The organism is Caloranaerobacter azorensis DSM 13643 (assembly GCF_900129995.1).
Taxonomy (GTDB): domain Bacteria; phylum Bacillota; class Clostridia; order Tissierellales; family Thermohalobacteraceae; genus Caloranaerobacter; species Caloranaerobacter azorensis.
In genome coordinates, this window is record NZ_FQXO01000014.1 from 17,848 (window position 1) to 37,193 (window position 19,346).

The following is a 19,346-nucleotide window of genomic DNA, read 5'->3' on the forward strand; positions in this document are numbered from 1 at the left end:
TTATCTAGCATAGGAGGTATTATAAATGATACGTTATAAAAAAATATTATCTTTCGCGCTTGTATTTGTATTACTTATTGTCAGCGGTATAGTTTTTTTAAGTGATGTATATAAAAATAGGGAGAGTTATAAAAATAAATTAATACGTTTTCATGTAATAGCCAATAGCGATTCCCCAGAAGATCAGCAATTAAAACTCAAAGTTAGAGATAAAATAATTAAAGAGATGAATTCAAAATTTGAAAAAGCGTCTTCATTAGATGAGAGTAAAAAAATAATTTTAGATAATTTAGATACAATCGAGTACATAGCAGAAAAGCAGATTAGAGAATTAGGCAAAAATTATGATGTAAGTGTGAAATTTGGAGAATATGATTTTCCTACAAAATCGTATGGGAATTTTACTTTACCAGCAGGAAAATATCAAGCTGTTAGAGTTGTAATAGGTGATGGCAAAGGTAAAAATTGGTGGTGTGTTATGTTTCCACCATTATGTTTTATCGACATCACTCATGGCATTACAAATGATAAGATAAAAGAAGAATTAAAGGGAGTATTAACAGAAGAAGAATATAACATGATAGTAAATGCCAATGGTAATAAAGAGATACCTTTAAAACTTAAATTTAAAGTAGTCGAACTCCTTGAAAAGAGTAAATTGAGATTTGCAAAAATGCTCGTTGGATTAGGTACTAGATAAAAATTTAAAATTGAAAATGTAAAATGTAAAATTATTCTGCGAGCTTGTTGACAAAGTAAAATATTTTATGAAAATGACGCTCATGCGGACGAATTTAGAAAAAACTATAGGCTTAAATTTTTAGAAAATCCTAACGCACCTAATCAAGACATCCTGTCTTGTAGGATGCTGGTTTGACATCCTGTCAAACCTACGGATTTTCTCAAAAATTTTCGCCTAGTTTTTTAACTAAATTCTTTCAAGCATTCGCTTTCATTTTCATAAATATAAATTTGTCAACAGTCTGTATGCGACAATAAGTCGCATATTTTTTTTGAATAATTACTCATATTACTACAGAAAATATTAACAATCAAATAAGAAACTAGAGAGGAGGATACTAATTGAAAAAATTAGTTCTATTAGTGAGTGTATTTACATTAATATTTTTTTCTATATATACCTCTTATATCAATACGAATACTACAGCGGCTTATAAAGACTATTCAATAAATAGAGTCTTATATTGGGGTTCTAGAGGAGATGACGTAAAACAGGTTCAATATAGATTACTTAAATGGGGTTATTATACAGGAAGAGTCGACGGCATATATGGTGCCGGAACATATAGAGCGGTTCGCAGATTTCAAAGAAAAAATGGCTTAAAAATAGATGGAGTCGTAGGGCCTGAAACTGCCGCTGCACTCGGACTTAACTTTAAAAGTGCAGCTAGTAGAGGCGTAACGAGGGATGATAATGTGTACTTATTAGCGAGAGCAGTACACGGTGAAGCAAGAGGAGAGCCTTATATAGGTAAAGTAGCAGTTGCGGCAGTAATATTAAATAGAGTCGAACATCCATCTTTTCCAAACACTATAGCGAGTGTCATATATCAGCCGGGAGCCTTTACAGCCGTTAGTGATGGACAGATAAATTTAACACCAGATAAGGATTCTATACGAGCTGCAAGGGACGCTATAAATGGTTGGGACCCATCGTATGGCAGTCTTTATTATTGGAATCCTGCTACAGCTACAAGTAGATGGATATGGTCTAGAAAAGTCATAGTGAAAATTGGTAAACATTGGTTTGGTAAATAGAAATGGAGGTGAATTTAATTGAAAGACAAAAGATGGTTTTTACCCGGGATATTGGGGTTAGCTTTTATAGTGGTTTTAGTATGGGGATTTGTTCAATATGATACAAAAAATGACTATAAAAAGATGTTGAATAATGAATATCAACGACTTTTTTATGATATGAAGGACAATGTTGAAAATGTACAGGTAAACTTATCTAAAGTTCTATTGGCAGAATCGAAAGATTTAAACATTTTACTCTTATCGCAAATTTGGCAACATGCATTAACGGCACAAGAAAAACTTTCACAAATGCCTGTAAGCCATAAAGATTTGAGCAAAACGGAGAAATTTCTCAATCAAGCAGCCGATTACTGTTACTCTTTAATACAGGCGTATCTAGATGGAAAACCTATTACGAGTAAACAAAGGCATGCATTATTTGCACTTCAAGATAATGCAAGCTATTTATCAAAAGAATTATCAGATTTACATAACAAGATTATGAAGGGAAATTTAAATTTTAATTTGGTAAGAAGGCGTGAAGATAGAGAATTAGATAGGGCAAATGAAAATATCATGAATGCAAGATTAACTAAATTTGAAGAAAAGATTACAAACAATTATCCGGAATTAATATACGACGGGCCTTTTTCCGATCAAGTTCTTAATGTGAAACCAAGAGGATTAGGAGGAAATATTGTAGATGTCAACGAAGCAAAAGAGATAGCGAAAAAATTCGTGGGGATTAAAAAAGTACGGAAGATAACTAAATTTGAAGAAGGGAAAAAAAGTAATGCGGCTAATATAGAGGCATATACATTTAGTATATCCCCAGAAAATATGAGCAAAGAAAGAGCTATCTATATAAGTGTAAGCAAAAAAGGCGGTAAAATAATATGGATGATGAATCCTAGACCCGTAGATAGAAAAAAACTTTCTATTAATGATGCATTAGAATATGCTAAAAGATTCCTAGAAAAAAAAGGCTATAAGGGTATGGAGCCTAATTATCTATTAAAATTTGATGGAGTCGTATTATTTAATTTCGCATATAAAGACGATAATGTTACTATATATGCAGATAACATAAAGGTGAAGGTAGCATTAGATAATGGGGAAATAGTAGGATTTGATGCAGCCGCTTATTTAAAAAGCCATTATGATAGAGATTTACCAAAGCCTAAACTTACAGAAGAAGAAGCAAGAGACAGGGTAAAATTAGATTTTGACATTGAAAATGTAAGACTTGCATTAATACCAAAGAACGGAATAAAAGAAATTTTATGCTATGAATTTAAAGGCAAATATAAGGGTTCCAATTTTATAGTGTATATTAATGCAGAAACAGGTAAAGAAGAAAAAATACTTAAAGTAATAAAAGATGAAAATGGAATTTTGATGATTTAAAATAGGATATTGGAAGAAATAAAAATAATAAAATTTGATTTATTACAAAAAAATATTAGTAGATGGTAAAATGCCATCGACTCCAGCCTAGGGAGGAATATTGTGGCCAAAAAAGGTTTAATGTCAAATAGATTAAAAGAGGAAATTTCAAAACAGTTAGGACTATATGACATAGTAAAAAAAGAAGGATGGGGAGCAGTATCATCAAGAGATTGTGGGAATATAGTAAGGAAAGCCATAGAAATAGCAGAAAGAAACATGGTACAGGGAGTCTAATCTCCCTGTATTTTATTTGATATTTATAATTTTTGACATATAATATTTATAATAGATACTAGATTAAAATTTAAAATTAAAAATATAAAATTTTACATTTTACATTTTTAATTTTAAATTTAATTAATAAAGTCGGGAGGTAAAAAATGGATAACAGGCCGATAGGGGTTTTCGATTCAGGTATAGGAGGACTTACAGTTTTAAAAGAAATTATGGAACAACTTCCTAATGAGGATATAATATATTTTGGAGATACTGCAAGAATACCTTATGGAACTAGATCTAAAGAAACAGTAATAAAATATTCGTTTCAGTGTATAAATTTCCTTTTGAGTAAAAATATAAAGGCCATAGTAATAGCATGTAATACAGCTAGTTCAATAGCATTAGAGCCTGCAAGGGAAAAATTCGATGTGCCGATTATTGGAGTGATTGAACCTGGGGCCAAGGCAGCAATATCTACAACAAAGAACAATAAAATAGGGGTGATAGGAACTTCCGGTACTATAAACAGTGAAGCCTATCAGACACTAATTAGAAGTATGGATAAATCGGCCGAGGTAATAGGAGTTGCCTGCCCATTATTTGTGCAAATAGTAGAAGAGGGATGGGAAGATACAGATGTTGCCATGTTAGCAGCAGAAAAATATTTAATGGAATTAAAAGAACATAATATAGATACATTAGTATTAGGTTGTACACATTATCCAATATTGAGATATACATTGAGCAAAGTGATGGGGAAAGAAGTTTCTTTAGTTAATCCGGCATTTGAAACTGCTAAAGCAGTAAAAGAAATGATTATTTCAAACGATATGTTAAAAGACTCTTTAGATAAACCAGAGTACAAATTTTATGTCAGTGATGATCCAGAGAAATTTAGGAGAATAGGCGGTAATTTCTTGAGAAGAGAAATTCGCTCTATAGAAAAAATCAATATAGAAAACTTTTAGAAAGGTTGGAATGTATGAAAGATGTAGTATTAAAAATAAAAGGGATACAAAAAAATTTAGATGGTGAAGATAACACGATAGAACTGATTACAGAAGGGAAATTCTATAAAAAGAATGGAGCATATTATTTAGTATATGAAGAATCGGAAATTTCAGGTATGGAAGGTTCTACAACAACTTTGAGAATACAGGATGATAAAATATTAATGAAGAGATTTGGAACTAGTAATTCAAAGTTAATATTTGAAAAAAATAAAAGACATAAAACGTCTTATCACACTCAATATGGGGATTTTGATATGGAAGTTGCAACAAATAAAATTGAGGTTGACATTTCAGATTTAGGCAAAGGGAGTATTAAACTATCATATAGATTAGTAATTTCGAATGCGGTAGAGAGTAACAATCAATTAACTATAGACATCAGTTAGAGGGATTGTTATGAGGCAGATAAACGATATAATAGATTTGTTTAAGATTAATATAATTAAAACTTTAAAAGATGAAAATTTATATTTTAATATAGATTTTGATGTTACAATTCCTGAAGATTCGAGCTTTGGAGATATATCGACTAACGTATCATTAAAATTGAGTTCATATTTAAAAAAATTTCCTAGAGAGATAGCCGAGATCATCATAAAAAAACTTGATAAAAGCTCATTATACGTAAATAGAATTGAAATTGCGGGGCCGGGATTTATAAATTTTTATTTAGACGATAACTGGATAATTAAAATCGGCAGCATGATATTAAAAAATGGTATCGATATATTAAAAAAAGACAGCAGCGAAAATTATTTATTACATTTAGTATTAAATGCTTCACTAAATGAAAATGATATTAATAGAGCTAGTGCCTATGCAAATGCACTTTTGAATATTTTAAGACTAAAAGGAAATAGAGTATGTTTAGCTGATACAATTGAGAAAGAAAAATCGCTGAACCTTGATAATTTTGGGCATATAATAAATATTTTCCCTTATGGACATTTGAAAAATTTATGTTATAATACTAAAGGTGAAACTGTCGAAGTTGGCAGTATATCATTAGATGATAGCAGAAAAAGGCTTAATGAGAACATTAAAGATTTGATAGGTGAAAAGAGGTTTAATTTTTGGGCCCTGTCTAAAACTGTCAAGCGAGATATAAGTATTCCTCTAGGTTCAGCTCTTATTAATAATACAGACAATCCCTATTTTTTTGTTAGTTATGTTTATGAAAGAGCTAACAATATAAATTATATATTAGAAAAAGAAGGATATAAAATAGGCAGTAATTTAAAAGATATGTCTTTTAATTTGGCTGAGGGTAAAAAGATAATATTTGAAATATTAAACTTTGAAAAGGTAATAGATGAAGCTATAAAGTTTAAGGAACCATACAAACTTTTCAATTACCTTTATAATCTTTGTGCTCAATTTTATGAATATAACAGGAAACTTTTTATTAGAGAGTTTGAAGAAAAAGATATTTTGGGTAATATGTTTATACTCAATGTAATAAAAGTTTTTGTTTCCAAAACGTTAGATGTTCTAACAGATAAGGTATTTGATATATAGGGAGGTTAAATTTCTATGTCAAAAATTGATATAAAAGAAATGGCATTGTCATTAGTTACAGGAATGTTAGTAGGTATTGTGTTTAAAGCATTAAAATTCCCATTACCTGCCCCACCTAATATCCCAGCATTTATGGGTGTTTTCGGGGTATGGTTAGGTTCAACTCTAGTAAAAAATTAGAGAAAGGTAAGTGGTAGTATGGATATAATGTTAATTTTAAAAGCTACATTAGCAGGAGCAGTTTTAGGCGCTGTTTTTAAGAAATTTAAATTGCCTATTCCAGCACCATCAGTTTTAGCTGGAGTTATAGGTGTGTTAGGGGTATTAATTGGTGGAATGATAGCGGATAAGATATTCTAAAACATTTATGAAAATAACGCTCATGCGGAAATAATTTAGAAAAAACTATAGGCTCAAATTTTTAGAAAATCCTAACGCACCTAATCAAGACGTCCTGTCTTGTAGGATGCTGGTTTGACATCCTGTCAAACCTACGGATTTTCTAAAAAATTTTCACCTAGTTTTTTTACTAAATTCTTTCAAGCATTCGCTTATATTTTCATAGATATTTTGAAGAATAAGTATGTTTGCAGTTTAAGGCACTCATCGGGTGCCTAATGTTTGGCATTAGGAGCCGAAAATTCGGCAGAGGGGGGATTGGGTGAGAAAGTTCTTTTTCGGAGAGAATATTTTTGAGATATTAGATTATTTAGATGAGGGCATTCACATTATAGATGATAGGGGGAATATTGTCTATTACAATAGAGCCGCTCAAAGATTAGATGAGATAGAAGGAGATAAGGCTATTGGAAGACACATATTAGAAATTTACCCTTCGTTGACATATGAGACTAGTACGCTTTTGAAAGTAATTAAGACAGGGCAGCCTATATTCAATGTTGAGCAGACTTTTGTAAATTATAAAGGAGACAGGATTACTACGCTTAATACATCATTGCCAATAAAGGCGAATGGCAAAATAATTGGAGCATTGGAAATATCTAAAGATATTACTCAAGTTAGAAGATTATCAGAAAAAATTTTAGATTTGCAGAAGGAGCTTTTTAATGATAATAACAAAAAACCTAATAAAAGTAAACATACAGCGAAATATACTTTTGTCGATATAATTGGGCAAAGTGAAGAAATGTTGAGACTTAAATCTCTTGCTTTAAAGGCCTCTATGGTGTCGTCTCCAGTTTTGATATATGGCAAAACGGGGACGGGGAAAGAGCTTTTTGTGCAGTCAATTCATAATGCGAGTCCAAGAAAGAATAAACCCTTTATTGCTCAAAATTGTGCAGCACTGCCATCAGGTTTATTAGAAAGTATACTGTTTGGAACTGTTAAGGGCAGCTTTACTGGAGCAGAGGATAGGCCGGGGTTATTTGAACTTGCAAATGGCGGAACGCTCTTTCTAGATGAAATTAATTCAATGCCATTAGATTTACAGGCAAAACTTTTAAGAGTTATTCAAGATGGCAGTATAAGAAGAGTAGGGGCGGTAAAGACAATTGATGTAGATGTCAGAATTATCGCTGCTATTAACGTTTCTCCAGATGAGGCCATTGAAAAGAAACAAATAAGAAGAGATTTATATTACAGACTTAATGTAATTACATTGGGCCTTCCTGAACTAAAAAAGAGGCCAGAGGACATTCCTTTATTAGTAGAATATTTCATAGATAAATATAATAAAGTTTTAGGAAGAAGCGTTAAACGTGTTTCAAAAGATGTTATGGATTTATTCTTAAATTATCATTGGCCAGGGAACGTTAGAGAACTTGAACATGTTATAGAAGGTATAATGACTCTTAATGACATAGAAGAAATACAATCTAAACATTTGCCAATACAGTTTAAAAATACTAAAAGTAAATCAACTGCTACGAGGCATTTAACGGAATCAATTACTATAAGGCCTTTGAGAGAAGCAGTTGAGGAAACAGAAAGAAATATAATATATGAGGCTTTGAAAAAAACAGATTGGAATATAACTAAGACGTCTGAATTAATTAGAATACCGAGACAGACATTACAGTATAAAATGAAAAAATACAAATTGAAAAGATAAATGCAAGTGCAAAAAAATGGGCATTTCAAAACGGCTTTTAGCCGTTGAGCTTGTTGACAAAGTAAAATATTTTATGAAAATGATGCTCATGCGGACGAATTTAGAAAAAACTTAAGGCTCAAATTTTTAGAAAATCCTAACGCACCTAATCAAGACCTCCTGTCTTGTAGGATGCTGGTTTGACCTCCTGTCAAACCTACGGATTTTCTCAAAAATTTTCGCCTAGTTTTTTAACTAAATTCTTTCAAGCATTCGCTTTCATTTTCATAAATACAAAAAACATAAGTTTGTCAACAGTCTGAACGGCTTTTAGCCGTTTTTTTGTTTAGTTAATAGAGAATAATTAAAATAATGTAAAATTTAAAATTAAAAACAGCTAATAATTAAAAACTGTTGATTATCGATTATTGATTGTTAATTAATTTACATTTTACATTTTCAATTTTATATTTTTATCTGGTACCTCGTGTCTAAAAATGGCATATTTTTTGCATTAATATTTGTTCGATAAAAGAATTAAAACAGGAGGGGGAAGTAAAATGAAAAAGGGATGTCCATACGGAACTCATAGAGTAATTGAACCTAAGGGGGTGTTGCCTCAACCTGCATTAAAAATCGATAACAATATGGAAATCTATGATAACGAAATACTAATTGACGTACAGACATTAAACATAGACTCTGCAAGTTTTACACAAATTAAGGAAGAAGCAGGCGGGGATATAGAAAAAATTAAAGAGATAATGATGGATATAGTTAATACAAGAGGTAAGCATCAAAACCCAGTAACAGGTTCTGGTGGTATGTTAATAGGTAGAGTTGAGAAGATAGGACCGGCATTAGAAGGAAAGACAAATCTTAAAGTTGGGGATAAGATAGCTACATTAGTATCATTATCATTAACTCCTTTAAGAATAGATGAAATACTAGAAGTAAGAAAAGATATTGACCAAGTAGATATAAGAGGAAAAGCAATATTATTTGAAAGTGGCATTTATGCCGTATTGCCAGATGATATACCAGAAAATCTTGCATTGTCTGTACTAGATGTTGCTGGTGCACCAGCTCAAACTGCAAAATTAGTAAAGCCGGGCGATACAGTATTAGTTATAGGGGGAGCAGGTAAGTCTGGTATGTTGTGTTTGTATGAAGCTAAAAAAAGAGTCGGAGTAACTGGAAAAGTAATTTGTTTGGGATATAGTCAAGAGAGTATAGATAGGGTAAAGGAAGCAAACCTAGCAGATTATTATATTAAGGCAGATGCAACTAATGCCGTAGAAGTTATGGAAAAGATTAAAGAAGTTACAAATGGAGAAATGGCGGATATAACTATAAACTGTGTAAACGTTCCCAACACTGAAATGGCAAGTATATTAGCAACAAAAGATAATGGATTAATATATTTCTTCAGTATGGCTACTAGCTTTACTAAAGCAGCATTAGGAGCAGAAGGAGTAGGGAAAGATGTAACTATGATTATAGGAAATGGATATACAAAAGGACATGCAGAAATAGCTTTACAAATAATGAGAGAAAGCGAAGAGTTAAGAAAGATTTATGAGGAGTTATATGCATAAATTTTCAATTTTAAATTTTACATTTCGTTTCCTGTGTATTATCAACTATCTTTATTGAATAAAAAAGGGGGAGATTTTGTGAGAAATTTTAGAGATATTGAACTTTGGAAAAACGTAACAGATGAGGAGTGGAATGATTGGAGGTGGCAGGTAAAAAATAGAATTACAGATGTAGAGGATTTAAAAAAGGTTATAAATCTTACCCAACAGGAAGAAAGAGATATAAGAGAAACATTAAAGAAGTTTAGAATGGGGATAACTCCTTACTATGCTTCTCTTATGGACAAAGATGACCCTAGATGCCCTATTAGAATGCAGGCAGTACCTACAATAATGGAAACTCATACGAGTTTAGCAGATATGCTAGACCCATTGCATGAAGACACAGACTCACCAGTTCCGGGACTGACTCACAGATATCCTGATAGAGTACTTTTACTTATAACAGACCAATGTTCTATGTATTGTAGACATTGTACAAGAAGGAGATTTGCAGGACATCAAGATGCAGCAATGCCAATGGATAGAATTGAAGCAGCTATCGAATATATTAGAAAGACACCTCAAGTAAGAGACGTTCTTCTATCAGGTGGAGATGCTTTATTGGTATCAGATGAGAGATTAGAGACTATTATCAAAAAGTTAAGAGAAATACCTCATGTTGAAATAATACGTATAGGTTCACGTACTCCTGTTGTATTACCGCAGAGAATTACAGATAACTTAGTTAATATGCTAAAAAAATATCATCCAATCTGGTTAAATACACATTTTAACCATCCAAAAGAAATTACAGAACAGTCAAAGAGAGCTTGTGAAAAATTAGCTGATGCAGGGATACCATTAGGCAATCAGTCTGTATTATTAAGAGGTGTAAATGACTGTATACATGTAATGAGAAAGTTAGTTCATGAATTGGTTAAAATTAGAGTAAGACCTTACTACATATATCAATGCGATTTATCTATGGGTATAGAGCATTTTAGAACTCCTGTTTCAAAGGGCATAGAAATTATTGAAGGGTTAAGAGGACATACTTCAGGTTATGCTGTACCTACATTTGTTGTAGATGCTCCTGGTGGGGGCGGGAAAATACCTGTAATGCCTAACTATGTAGTATCTATGTCGGCTAATAAAGTCATTTTGAGGAACTTTGAAGGGGTTATAACAACTTATACTGAACCTGAAAACTATAAATTTGAATGCAATTGTCCTGTATGCAGAGGAGAAAAAGAACATGAACTTACAGGAGTAGCTGGGCTTTTGCAAGGTAATGATATAGCGCTTGAACCAACTAAGTTAGAGAGAAGAGAAAGAGCAAAGAACAGGGAAAAGAATAAAATTTAAAATTAAAAATGTAAAATGAGTTAACGGTTTTTTAACTATTGGTCTCTGGCAGCTGCCAACTGACATGTGAGGTGCTGAAGGTGAATCTTATAGATATTATATACAAAAAATATAAAACAGTTTCAATTGTAGGCATGGCAAAAAATGCAGGAAAAACTGTTACATTAAATAAATTAATAGAGGATGCTTACGATAGAGACATTATATTGGGCATAACTTCCATTGGAAGAGATGGGGAAAGTAAAGATATAGTTACAAATACCGAAAAACCTATGATATATGTTCCAGAGGGGAGCTTTGTAGCTACTTTAGCCGAAAAATTAGATGAAGGAGATGCAAAACTAGAGATTATAAGGGTTACAGAGTATAAGACGCCAATGGGGGAAGTGGTTGTAGGTAGGGTTAGATGCGGTGGATATTTACAAATAGCAGGGCCTCAAACTAATAGGGGGATTAAAGAAATAAGTGATTTTATGTTATCTTTAGGAGCGGAAATTGTTTTGATAGATGGGGCTATAGATAGACTTTCTTCAGCATCGCCCTCTGTTTCTGAGGGGACTATTCTGGCTACAGGAGCGGTTATAAGTAGAGATATGAATAGAGTAATTGAAGATACGGTTCATACAGTAAGGCTTTTTAGCCTTGAAAGTATTATAGATATTAATGATAAGACTGTTGTTAAAGAAATAATGGAAAAAGAGAAAATAGGTATTGTAGATACTTTTTTGAATATACAGTATCTCGACATAAAAACTGCTATAAATAGTGGGAAAGTGATCGGTTCGGAAATTAAAGAATATACGAAATATGTAGTATTTCCAGGAGCATTAGTTGGAAAAACTTTAATTGATATTATAAGCACTACAAGATTATTTAAGCAGGTTGAGTTTATAGTTAGAGACGGAACTAAAATATTCATTTCACCAAAAGAATGGTTGAAGCTCGTGAAAATGGGGGTCAAGGTTAAAGTTTTAGAACCTATTAATACATTAGCTGTAACAGTAAATCCTTATTCTCCACAGGGCTATTATTTTGATAGTTTTGAGTTTTTAAAAAAGATGCGTATATTTATTAAAGATATACCCGTTTTCGATGTTATGTTAGGAGATGAATAAAATGAGTTTTTTATTTGATGATACAACAAAGAAGATAATAGGCTTCAATTATGTAATGGACAAAATAAAGGTAATAACTCCATTTGGCTATCAATTGAAAGAAAAATTAACGCCATACATGCCTGGAGAAGAGGATATATTAAAAGATGAGTTAGATAGAGTAGAAACTTTAATAAATTTAATTAAAAATAATGACAAAGAATTTGTTCGCATCAAGATACTACTTGAACATTTTAAGGATTTGAGTAATTCGGTAAAAAATGCGGTAAAAGGAAGCACTTTAACATTAATAGAACTGTTTGAGATGAAGAATTTTATCTTTCTTTTGAAACGGCTACATGAAGAAATTTCAAAGCTCGATTGGGACATACCTTTAGATATGAGGATTAATAGAATTGAAGAACTAGAAGCCCTATTAGACCCACGAAATGAAGGTATAATGACATTTTACATATATGAAGAGTATTCAGACAGACTTAAAGAAATTAGAGAATATAAAAAGAAACTTAAAGAAGATATAAAGAGCGAAAAGAAAAAAATAAGAGAAAAAATAAAAAAAGACTTAAAGCTGAATGTAAATTTAAAAGGAGAAATTATTGTATCAAAAGACGATACTGAATTAATAAAAAAAATTGGGGGATATCCTTTTTTAATCTATTCATCAGAAACTTATATGAATATTAAATACGTAATTAAATCAACTCCAGTAATCGATAGATTAGAAAAGGAATTAGAGAAAGTAGAACGTATGGAAGAAGATGAAGAATATAACATTAGAAAAGGATTATCAAAGGAAATAAGCAAATTTAGCAGCGATTTGTTAAGCAATATGAATGCAATTGGGAAATTAGATTTAACGATTGCAAAGGCATACATGGCAATAGAGATTGATGGAGTTAAACCCGAAGTTAAAAACGAATATTCAATAAATATAGTAGATGGAAGACATATTGAAGTTGAAGACTTCCTAAAAGAAAACGGTAAAACATTTACTCCAATAAGTATCGATTTGTCAGAAGGAGTTACATGTATTACTGGAGCCAATATGGGGGGTAAGACTGTTACTCTTAAACTTATTGCATTATTGTCTGCAATGGTACAATATGGGCTATTTGTTCCGTGCAAAAGAATGGAATCAGGGCTTAACGGATTTATATATGTATCTATAGGCGATTTGCAGTCTATTGATAAGGGCTTAAGTACATTTGGGGGAGAGATAAGTAAACTTAAATATGCATTAACTAAAAAAGATGACAGGGGACTTATTCTGTTAGATGAACTGGCAAGGGGAACGAATCCAGAAGAAGGATATGCGATATCTAAGGCGATAGTAAATTTTTTAAAAAATAGCAAAAGCATAACTGTAATAACTACACATTATGACAACATAGCGAATTCGGATGATATAGTCCATTTCCAAGTAATAGGGCTTGCTAATGTTAATTATGATGAATTAAGAGAGAAACTTTTAAACGATAAAATAGATGGAATTGAAGTTATTGGTCAATATATGGATTATAGATTGAAAAGAGTAACTGATAAGAGTCAAGTTCCTAGAGATGCAATAAATATAGCAAGATTAATGGGACTTAACGAAGATATACTTAAAGAAGCAGAAGAGATACTAAAAAATTAAAAATCGAAAATGTAAAGGGGGTATTGTTTATGAAAAGCAAGTTGAATTTGGATCCAAATGTAATAAATAGTGCTAGAGAAGCTGCGAGATGTATAGCCGAAGATGTTCAGGAATTTATTGATAGACATACTACAGTTTCGATAGAAAGGACTGTTGCTAGATTATTAGGTATAGACGGAGTAGATGAAATAGAAAAACCACTTCCAAATGTTGTAGTAGATAATATTGTTGAAGGAGGAGGACTTCCTTTAGGAGCGGCTTATTGGATAGGTAATGCTATAGTTCAGACCGGAGATGACCCTCAGACTATAGCGGAAAAGGTAAGCAGAGGAGAGTTAGATTTAACTAGACTTCCCATTGCAAGTATAGATAAGATTGAAGAAGTTATATATCCAATAGCGGTCGAAGTAGTAGAGAGAATAAAGAAAAATAGAGAAAAAAGAGATGAATATATAAAAAAATTAGGAGAAGGCAGAAAGCCATATCTCTATGTAATAGTTGCTACAGGAAATATATATGAAGATGTCATTCAGGCACAAGCAGCCGCTAAACAGGGGGCAGATATAATAGCAGTAATTCGTTCGACAGCTCAAAGTTTACTTGATTATGTTCCATATGGACCAACAACTGAAGGTTTCGGTGGAACTTATGCTACTCAAGAAAACTTTAAAATTATGAGAAAGGCCCTTGATGAAGTAGGAGAAGAAGTAGGGAGATACATTAGGTTGTGTAATTACTGTTCAGGACTTTGTATGCCAGAAATTGCAGCAATGGGAGCACTTGAAAGGCTAGATGTTATGTTGAATGATGCATTATATGGTATTCTTTTCAGAGATATAAATATGCAGAGAACTCTTATAGATCAATATTTCTCAAGGATTATTAACGGATATGCTGGTATTATAATAAACACTGGAGAAGATAACTATTTAACTACGGCTGATGCTGTAGAAGAAGCTCATACCGTATTAGCATCTCAATTTATAAATGAACAGTTTGCATTAAAAGCAGGTATACCAGAGGAGCAAATGGGACTTGGACACGCATTTGAAATGAATCCAGCCATTGAAAATGGATTTTTATGGGAGTTAGCGCAGGCTCAAATGGCTAGAGAAATATTCCCTAAGGCACCACTTAAATATATGCCGCCTACAAAATTCATGACAGGAAATATTTTTAGAGGACATATACAAGATGCAATGTTTAACTTAGTGTCTATAATGACACATCAGGGAATACAATTACTTGGAATGCTAACTGAGGCTATTCATACACCACATTTACATGACAGAATGCTTTCTATTGAAAATGCTAGATATATTTTTAATAATGCTAGAAATTTGGGAGACGAGATAGAATTTAAAGAGGGCGGAATAATTCAGACTAGAGCACAGGAAGTGTTGAAAAAGGCAGAAGAATTACTTAAAGAAATTCGAAGAGAAGGATTATTTTCAACTATAGAAAAAGGTAAGTTTGGTGGAGTAAAAAGATCGAGAACTGGAGGAAAGGGACTAGAAGGGGTTGCTACTAAAGCAGAGAATTACTACAATCCATTCATCGAGTTGATGCTTGGAGGTGATAGATAATGGCTATGGAAAAAGTAGATTTAACGAGGGTAAAACCATATGGAGACACATTAAATGATGGGATGATGCAACTTAGTTTTACTCTCCCCGTACCACATGGTGATGAAGCGGATGAAGCTGCTAGAAGGCTTGTGAAAAAAATGGGATTGGAAGATCCAAATGTAGTCTATTCTTGTGATTTAGGAGTAGGATATACTTACTTTATTGTTTATGGTAAGTGTCAACATACTGTGGATTATACGAAGATAGAAGTACCTAAAGTTGATGTAGAAATAATGGATAAATATGAAGTAGAAGAATATATAAAAGAAAATATTAAGAGAAATGTGGTAGTTGTAGGAGCTTGCACTGGAACAGATGCTCATACTGTAGGAATTGATGCAATAATGAATATGAAGGGATATAACGGTAACTATGGGCTCGAGAGGTATAAGGGTATAGAAGCATATAACTTAGGAAGTCAAGTTCCTAATGAAGAATTAGTAGCAAAGGCTATAGAACTAAATGCAGATGCTATATTAGTATCTCAAGTAGTAACCCAAAAAGATGTTCATATTCCTAATCTTACACAGTTAGTTGAATTGTTAGAGGCTGAAGGCATAAGGGATAAAGTCGTGTTAGTTTGTGGTGGACCGAGAATTTCTCATGAGTTGGCAAAAGAACTCGGATATGATGCAGGATTTGGATCAGGTACTTATGCTTATCATGTAGCTTCATTTATCGTAACCGAAATGGTAAGAAGAGGTTTAGTATAATAGCGAAAGCGTGTTAGAGATTAATATCTCTAACACGCTTTTTTTCACAGGTTACTTACAAGCTATTTCTCTTTAATTATTTATATTATTTTTCAAAGTTCAAGCTCTCAAATCGTTTTCTATGCAGTATAATAAACTGAACTTAACATAATGAATCGGAGACAAAATGTAAAATAAGGATTATTATAAAATAATTTAAATATATAACATTGATTTACAAGAATAATATGATAAACTATAAATAGTGGTAATATTTTACTTAAAAGAAATAGAATAAAAGTGAGTTTTTTTAAAGGGGGAGGGAAACGCGATGAAAATACTGAAGACAATTATAATTTTATTCATTATTTTTACGCTTGTTGCAGGTTGTAATGACAAAGAAAATATTTCAAAAGAAGCAGACTTAATTGATAAAAATATTGATAATGATGTTGAGAATGTTTCAGAAATTAATAATGATACTATAAATCGTCCAGAGACAAAAGAAATTACTTGGACTACAGAAGGAGAGCAAAATACAGAAATTTTTCAATTAGTTAACATATCAATTTTTCCTTTTACAATTTATGTTCCCAAAAAAGACTGTACTATAACTTCAACCGAAGACAAACTGGTTATTAATTGGAATAATATTGGATATATAGAGGTTGTATTTCGAATTTCCAGACATCTCCTATTTTATAGTTTGTTTATGATTAATACTTTTAGGATTTAAATGTCTGATTTATTTTTTGAAAAGGTGGAAGATATATTATTAATAAAATATTAGGGTAATTATACATGTTTAGGCATTATTCAGCCACTAAAGATTTAAATTGTTTTAAGAAATTGAAAAAGTAATTAGAAAAATATTCATTTGATATGAAAAGACTAAAAGATTTATATTGGTTTTTAAAAATAGGAAGAATTCTATCTTAAAATATAAAATTGGGGGATATTAAAATAATGAAGACATCAAAAAATATAATTTCAACTATTAGCGTTAGTTTAATAGCTATTATTTTTATAATAATGTTGCTTTTAGTAAAAAATAATATATTTGATTATGTTCAAAATAATAATGGGAAAGATTATATTATTATCAAATCTAATGGGGAAACCCTCTTATTTAACAGAAAAGATATTAATGAATTAGATAAATATCTAAAAGGTAGTTTCGATCCAGCAACTGAGATTAATAGAATGAGATTTACTTATTTAAAAAAAATTAATGATACTCAATACTACTTAATTCATTACGGAGGAGGCGTAAAATTACAGAACAATCTATTAGTAAAAAAAGATTGTTCTGATAAAGTTACTTCTAAATTGATTTCAGAAGCTAGTTTCTACCAGAATTTTAAAATATCTCCTAATAAGCAATATATAGCTTTTCTTTTTGGTCGAAATGAAGGAATTGTGGTATTAAGGAATAATTTAGTAATTGTAGATTCTACAACTTTAGAAGAAATAAAAATAGATAAATTGATTAAACCATTTAAATATGCAATATTAGAATATAGATGGATAGATAATAAAGATTTAGAAGTGATTATACCAGATATTGAAAGTTGGGATTTTAATACTTTAGAAGAATGGTTTAGGTCTAGTCAAAGACAAACTCGTAAAATTAAATTAAAAATATATTAAAAATAATCTTAAATACAATAGCTCCAACTTAAAGATTTTAAGATAGACCTTGAATAACCAGTGTCGGTTAAATCAAGGTCCAAAAAAACAGTTAATTCTTAATTCGCAGATTCTTCTCCAAAGCTTTCATTTATATATTCTTTTATCTCTTCATAAGGTACAGTTATTTCTATAAATTCTTTTGCACTATCATCTAAAGGCATATAATAAAATACAACATTACTATCTTTAAAGTATATTCTTATTCCCTCGGCTTCGATTCCATCTTTAAGGCCTTGCTTTTTAGCCTTTTCATTTAAAATTTTCATTACAGCTTCTTTATCTTTAATAAGATTTTCATAATTCATTTCATTTGAAGAAGCCATATCAAGATTTATACTTTGCATGATATTTATTTCTCCTATATCTGATAATTTACCTTTTCCTTTAAATAACACACTCAAAATATCATTACTGCTCTTTGTGATTTTATAATCAATTGATATATCTGTATAAGTTTTATCATTTCCATATATATTCACAATTTCTTGTAAACTTTTATTCATGTTGTTCATGAGCTTTTCAGAATAATTTTTTATTTGAGGGTAATAAATTGCTATATTTCTTGATTTATCTTTGAATAATTCTTTATCTATACTGTAGTTTAATTTTTCTGTTTCTTCAACTTGTGATTTGATTTCATTTTCGTGTTGTTTATTATTTGGAGAACCTACTGTACAACCGCTAAGGGCTATACTAGTAATTAATACTGTAGATATTACTGCTTTTTTTAAATTCATTTGTTAACCTCCCTATTTGTAAACTTTTGTCTCGTGCAATTATAAATCATTTTGCATTTAAAATAGTAACAAAACGGTTACAATATTATAGACATTATGAGGGGCAGATATATAGCATTGATTTGCAAAAATAATATGATAAAATATAAATAGTGGTAATATTTTACTTAAAAGAAATAGAATAAAAGTAAGTTAACTTTTTGAGATAAGGAGGTGTTTGTGTGAAAGTCAAATATTTAGGGCATGCATGTTTTAAAATCACTACAAACAAAGGGATAAGGATAATGACAGATCCATTTGATGAAACTGTAGGCTATGAAATACCAAGAGATGAAGTTGACATAGTAACTACAAGCCATGACCATTTTGACCATAATTATATTAAAGGACCTACTGGGGATTTTGAAGTAGTAAATAAGGTAGGAAATTTTTACGTAAAAGATGTGCCAATTACAGGAATAGCTACTTATCACGATAAACATCAGGGAAGCGAAAGAGGAAGTAATGTTGTATACATATTTACAATTGGAGATTTAAGAGTATGTCATCTAGGAGATTTAGGACATATACCAGATAGTAAACAGATAGAAGCTATTGGTAAAGTAGATGTATTAATGATTCCAGTTGGAGGAGTATACACAATAGATGCAGATGAAGCAAAAGAAGTTGTAGACCTTATAAATCCTAAAATAGTCATTCCTATGCATTATAAAACAGAACATTTAAAATTTGAATTGGGAAGTTTAGATAAATTTACAAAGTACTTTAGTAATGTGGAAAAAGTAAATTCTCAAGAAATAGAAATTAATAAAGATGTTATTTCTAATGCAGAAAAGAAAGTTATTGTGTTAAGATATAAATAGGGCAACGGGTATAGTTCGTTGCCCT

General features: G+C 31.2%; 20 protein-coding genes. 19 read left to right on the forward strand and 1 reads right to left on the reverse strand.

Annotated elements, in window-relative coordinates; genetic code table 11:
- Positions 1-25 precede the first annotated feature (25 nt).
- The 18 genes from spoIIR to BUB51_RS03600 all read left to right on the forward strand — a co-directional run bounded on the left by spoIIR (position 26) and on the right by BUB51_RS03600 (position 17,679).
- Positions 26-700 carry a stage II sporulation protein R gene (spoIIR, locus tag BUB51_RS03515; RefSeq protein ID WP_073195544.1) on the forward strand — a complete coding sequence of 225 codons (675 nt, stop codon included), beginning with the start codon at positions 26-28 and terminating at the stop codon, positions 698-700.
- 383 nt (positions 701-1,083) lie between these two features.
- Complete coding sequence (sleB, locus tag BUB51_RS03520) at positions 1,084-1,779, forward strand: spore cortex-lytic enzyme (protein ID WP_073195546.1); 696 nt, start codon at positions 1,084-1,086, stop codon at positions 1,777-1,779.
- Between the two features lie 18 nt (positions 1,780-1,797).
- Complete coding sequence (gene ypeB, locus BUB51_RS03525; protein WP_073195549.1) at positions 1,798-3,168, forward strand: germination protein YpeB; 1,371 nt, start codon at positions 1,798-1,800, stop codon at positions 3,166-3,168.
- Between the two features lie 102 nt (positions 3,169-3,270).
- Positions 3,271-3,444, forward strand: coding sequence for a small, acid-soluble spore protein, alpha/beta type (locus BUB51_RS03530; protein WP_250160113.1), 174 nt, complete (start codon positions 3,271-3,273; stop codon positions 3,442-3,444).
- 146 nt (positions 3,445-3,590) lie between these two features.
- Positions 3,591-4,397: a glutamate racemase gene (murI, locus tag BUB51_RS03535; RefSeq protein ID WP_035163800.1), complete on the forward strand. Its 807-nt coding sequence runs from the start codon at positions 3,591-3,593 to the stop codon at positions 4,395-4,397.
- Positions 4,398-4,411: 14 nt separating this feature from the next.
- Positions 4,412-4,828, forward strand: coding sequence for a YwiB family protein (locus BUB51_RS03540; RefSeq protein ID WP_073195551.1), 417 nt, complete (start codon positions 4,412-4,414; stop codon positions 4,826-4,828).
- Between the two features lie 10 nt (positions 4,829-4,838).
- A complete protein-coding gene (locus tag BUB51_RS03545; RefSeq protein ID WP_073195553.1) occupies positions 4,839-5,960 on the forward strand; it encodes a DALR anticodon-binding domain-containing protein in 1,122 nt (373 codons plus the stop codon).
- 15 nt (positions 5,961-5,975) lie between these two features.
- Entirely contained in the window at positions 5,976-6,140 is a 165-nt protein-coding gene (locus BUB51_RS03550; RefSeq protein ID WP_197051404.1) for a XapX domain-containing protein, read from the forward strand.
- A gap of 18 nt (positions 6,141-6,158) precedes the next feature.
- Positions 6,159-6,320: a XapX domain-containing protein gene (locus tag BUB51_RS03555; protein WP_073195556.1), complete on the forward strand. Its 162-nt coding sequence runs from the start codon at positions 6,159-6,161 to the stop codon at positions 6,318-6,320.
- Positions 6,321-6,621: 301 nt separating this feature from the next.
- Positions 6,622-8,034 carry a sigma-54 interaction domain-containing protein gene (locus tag BUB51_RS03560; protein WP_073195558.1) on the forward strand — a complete coding sequence of 471 codons (1,413 nt, stop codon included), beginning with the start codon at positions 6,622-6,624 and terminating at the stop codon, positions 8,032-8,034.
- A 539-nt stretch (positions 8,035-8,573) separates the two neighbouring features.
- Positions 8,574-9,611 carry an L-erythro-3,5-diaminohexanoate dehydrogenase gene (gene kdd / locus BUB51_RS03565; protein WP_073195560.1) on the forward strand — a complete coding sequence of 346 codons (1,038 nt, stop codon included), beginning with the start codon at positions 8,574-8,576 and terminating at the stop codon, positions 9,609-9,611.
- 78 nt (positions 9,612-9,689) lie between these two features.
- Positions 9,690-10,958 (forward strand): lysine 2,3-aminomutase, encoded by a 1,269-nt coding sequence (kamA, locus tag BUB51_RS03570; protein ID WP_073195562.1) that lies wholly within the window; start codon positions 9,690-9,692, stop codon positions 10,956-10,958.
- 80 nt (positions 10,959-11,038) lie between these two features.
- Positions 11,039-12,073, forward strand: coding sequence for a lysine 5,6-aminomutase reactivase subunit KamB (kamB, locus tag BUB51_RS03575; protein ID WP_242945543.1), 1,035 nt, complete (start codon positions 11,039-11,041; stop codon positions 12,071-12,073).
- Between the two features lies 1 nt (position 12,074).
- Positions 12,075-13,709, forward strand: coding sequence for a lysine 5,6-aminomutase reactivase ATPase KamC (gene kamC, locus BUB51_RS03580; RefSeq protein WP_073195564.1), 1,635 nt, complete (start codon positions 12,075-12,077; stop codon positions 13,707-13,709).
- Positions 13,710-13,738: 29 nt separating this feature from the next.
- Positions 13,739-15,295, forward strand: a complete 1,557-nt coding sequence (kamD, locus tag BUB51_RS03585) for a lysine 5,6-aminomutase subunit alpha (RefSeq protein ID WP_073195566.1) — start codon at positions 13,739-13,741, stop codon at positions 15,293-15,295.
- Entirely contained in the window at positions 15,295-16,050 is a 756-nt protein-coding gene (gene kamE, locus BUB51_RS03590) for a lysine 5,6-aminomutase subunit beta (RefSeq protein WP_035163819.1), read from the forward strand. The genes kamD and kamE overlap by 1 nt, the downstream gene beginning before the upstream one ends.
- 310 nt (positions 16,051-16,360) lie before the next feature.
- A complete protein-coding gene (locus BUB51_RS03595; protein WP_073195567.1) occupies positions 16,361-16,765 on the forward strand; it encodes a hypothetical protein in 405 nt (134 codons plus the stop codon).
- A gap of 230 nt (positions 16,766-16,995) precedes the next feature.
- On the forward strand, positions 16,996-17,679 hold the full coding sequence (locus BUB51_RS03600) for a hypothetical protein (RefSeq protein WP_073195569.1): 684 nt from the start codon (positions 16,996-16,998) through the stop codon (positions 17,677-17,679).
- A 98-nt stretch (positions 17,680-17,777) separates the two neighbouring features.
- Here the strand turns inward: BUB51_RS03600 and BUB51_RS03605 are convergent, their stop codons facing one another.
- Positions 17,778-18,458, reverse strand: coding sequence for a hypothetical protein (locus tag BUB51_RS03605; RefSeq protein ID WP_073195571.1), 681 nt, complete (start codon positions 18,456-18,458; stop codon positions 17,778-17,780).
- 221 nt (positions 18,459-18,679) lie between these two features.
- Here BUB51_RS03605 and BUB51_RS03610 point away from each other — a divergent pair, with 221 nt between their 5' ends.
- The gene (locus BUB51_RS03610) at positions 18,680-19,321 is read left to right on the forward strand and encodes an MBL fold metallo-hydrolase (protein ID WP_073195573.1); all 642 of its coding nucleotides are present in this window, start codon (positions 18,680-18,682) and stop codon (positions 19,319-19,321) included.
- Positions 19,322-19,346 lie beyond the last annotated feature (25 nt).